Source organism: Microbacterium sp. ISL-103, from assembly GCF_018613995.1.
Lineage (GTDB): Bacteria > Actinomycetota > Actinomycetes > Actinomycetales > Microbacteriaceae > Microbacterium.
The window spans coordinates 1-2,540 of sequence record NZ_JAGGPD010000597.1 but is presented as its reverse complement, the minus strand read 5'-3'; the positions used below and the strand labels follow the sequence as shown (position 1 = coordinate 2,540).

4 protein-coding genes and 1 pseudogene are annotated in these 2,540 nt (G+C 67.2%); 4 read left to right on the top strand and 1 reads right to left on the bottom strand.

The features are described 5' to 3' along the window. On the top strand, positions 1-475 hold a 475-nt coding region (locus J7E68_RS18375; RefSeq protein WP_215174985.1), incomplete at its 5' end, for an SseB family protein. A 32-nt stretch (positions 476-507) separates the two neighbouring features. Then, positions 508-909: a hypothetical protein gene (locus J7E68_RS18370; RefSeq protein ID WP_215174984.1), complete on the top strand. Its 402-nt coding sequence runs from the start codon at positions 508-510 to the stop codon at positions 907-909. Here the strand turns inward: J7E68_RS18370 and J7E68_RS18365 are convergent. Continuing rightward, a complete protein-coding gene (locus J7E68_RS18365; RefSeq protein ID WP_215174983.1) occupies positions 906-1,304 on the bottom strand; it encodes a DUF1844 domain-containing protein in 399 nt (132 codons plus the stop codon). The genes J7E68_RS18370 and J7E68_RS18365 overlap by 4 nt on opposite strands. A 232-nt stretch (positions 1,305-1,536) precedes the next feature. On the opposite strand from J7E68_RS18365, the gene infC reads away from it, so the two are divergent. Then, a complete protein-coding gene (gene infC, locus J7E68_RS18360; RefSeq protein WP_311417376.1) occupies positions 1,537-2,187 on the top strand; it encodes a translation initiation factor IF-3 in 651 nt (216 codons plus the stop codon). Positions 2,188-2,259: 72 nt separating this feature from the next. Continuing rightward, positions 2,260-2,451, top strand: a pseudogene (gene rpmI / locus J7E68_RS18355) (50S ribosomal protein L35); the annotation flags it as partial. Positions 2,452-2,540: the final 89 nt, after the last annotated feature.

The window sequence follows — 2,540 nt, the reverse complement described above, 5'->3', positions numbered from 1 at the left end:
CCGCCGGGTGCAGCCCGTGTTCTCCTCCGTCCAGGCGATGCAGCGATGGGATGCGACCGCACGGCCGATTCCGGTCGAGGCGACGCGCGTGGCACTCGCGGCATCCGCCGAGGACACCGACCTGATCGTGCTCGACCCGACCTCCGAGAGCGAGTTCGTGTTCCGCCGCCCCGCTGTCTGGGCGATCGCTCAGGGGCACCGGTGGGAACCGAGCTTCCTGTCGCCCGAGGTCTTCGGCGCTCTGCAGGAGAGCGTGGCTCACGAGCTCGCCGTCATCGACGTCGCGGTCGCCGCCGGAGACCCGGATGCGCGCCTGCGCGGGCCCGAGCTCATCGTCGTCCTCGAGCTCGTCGACGGTCTCGAGCGCGAGGTCCTCGACGCTGTGCTGTCGCGCCTGGCGCAGCGGTGGGCTGCCGATGATCGCATCGCCGTGCTCGCGGACTCGCTCACGGTGAAGCTGCGCCGCTCGATCTGACACGTCGCCGGCCCCTTGGCTAGGGTGGCGGCATGCGAAGAGCAGGCCTGGCGATCGTGACGGCGATGCTCGCGCTCGGCCTCGTCGGCTGCGCGACCGTCTGCCCGGCGATCGGCTGGATCAACGGCATCACGGTCGACGCCAGCGCGTTCGACGGCGCCGCCGAACTGCAGTTCTGCGTGGACGACGAATGCTCGCCGCGCGCGAACGAGACACCCGCGACAGGGGAGGTGTCGACGATGCTCTGGGCGAACCGGGACGGCGACGACTGGACTCTCTCCCTCGACATGCGTGCACCCGAGACGATCGTCATCCGGCTCTTCGCCGCCGACGGATCACTCCTCGAGGAGTCCGAGCACGATATCGACTGGACGCCGCCGACCGGCCAGTGCGGCGGGGCGTCGACAGCCCCGCCGATCGTCCTCGAGGCCTAGTTGACCGGCCCCGTCCACTTCTCGCCGGGGCCCTTGCCGATCGGGTCGGGGATCGTGGAGGCCTCGCGGAACGCGAGCTGCAGGGAGCGGAGTCCGTCGCGCAGAGACCGCGCGTGCATGTCGCTGATCTCCGGTGCGCCGGCGGTGATGAGGCCGGCCAGGGTGTTGATGAGCTTGCGAGCCTCGTCGAGGTCGAGCTGAGCTGCGGCATCCGGGTCATCGGCGAGGCCGAGCTTGACGGCCGCAGCGCTCATCAGGTGTACCGCGGCGGTGGTGATCACCTCGACGGCGGGAACATCGGCGATGTCCCGAGTGGCGTGTGAGGCCGCCTCCTCTTGCCGTGCCCAGCGCTCTTCGCGCTCGCGTGCAGCCTCGTCCGATGCCTGGTTCGTCACTTCGCCTTGCCTTCTGTTAGACTTTGTCGGGCTCCGGAGCGTCATGCTCCGGTACGAAAGAGGATTCACTTCCCACCCGCGCTTGCCGTTCCAGGCTACCGGGTCTTGCACTCCACCGGATCGCGTCGTCAGATGCATCCGGCAGGCAGGGTGCAGAGCCGGCGTCTGAATGCCGGTGGGTGGGGGACGATTCTGATTTCGCCCAGGATGCTTACTGCGTCCTGGTGGCTGTATCCCATCGTCTAAGGAGTTACGCATCAGCGATCCCCGCACCAATGAGCGCATCCGCGTCCCCGAGGTCCGCCTCGTCGGCCCCGCGGGTGAGCAGATCGGCGTCGTCCGCATCGAGGCGGCGCTGCGCCTTGCGCAGGAAGCCGACCTCGACCTCGTCGAGGTCGCACCCAACTCGAAGCCGCCCGTGGTCAAGATCATGGACTACGGCAAGTTCAAGTACGAAGCCGCCCAGAAGGAGAAGGAAGCTCGCCGCAACCAGGCGAACACCATCCTCAAAGAGGTCCGGTTCCGACTGAAGATCGAGGCGCACGACTACACGACGAAGCTCAAGCGCGCCGAGGGCTTCCTCAAGGCCGGCGACAAGGTGAAGGCGATGATCCTGTTCCGCGGTCGCGAGCAGTCGCGTCCCGAGCAGGGCGTGCGACTTCTCCGCAAGTTCGCGGAAGACGTCGCCGAGCTCGGAACCGTCGAGTCGAACCCGCCCATCGACGGTCGCAACATGGTCATGATCGTGGCTCCGCTCAAGAGCAAGTCCGAGGCCAAGCAGGAGCAGAATGCGGTTCGCGACGCGCAGCGTGCAGCGAACAAGCAGGCTGCCCGCGAGGCCAAGAGCGACACCGATGCACCGGCCGAGGCCGCAGCGGAGTAACTCCCGCCCCCAGACTCCCGCACCGCGGGTTGACACCGTCGCCTGAGAAGGCGCCATACGAAGGAAGAGAAGATGCCGAAGCAGAAGACCCACTCGGGTGCTAAGAAGCGCTTCAAGATCACCGGCAGCGGCAAGCTGAAGAAGCAGCAGGCCGGTATGCGCCACAACCTCGAGCACAAGTCGAGCCGGCGTACCCGTCGTCTGAACCAGGACCAGGTGCTGTCGAAGGCCGACACCAAGACGGCCAAGACGCTTCTCGGCCGCTCACGCGCCCGACGCACGCATAGGCACACCGGAAAATGGCAAGAGACAAGCGGGCGCTAAACGTCCACAAGAAGCGTCGGGTCATCCTC

Bases quoted from the DNA above. Each gene is read 5' to 3' on its own strand.
- J7E68_RS18370 (WP_215174984.1), top strand. From the start codon at position 508: ATGCGAAGAGCAGGCCTGGCGATCGTGACGGCGATGCTCGCGCTCGGC.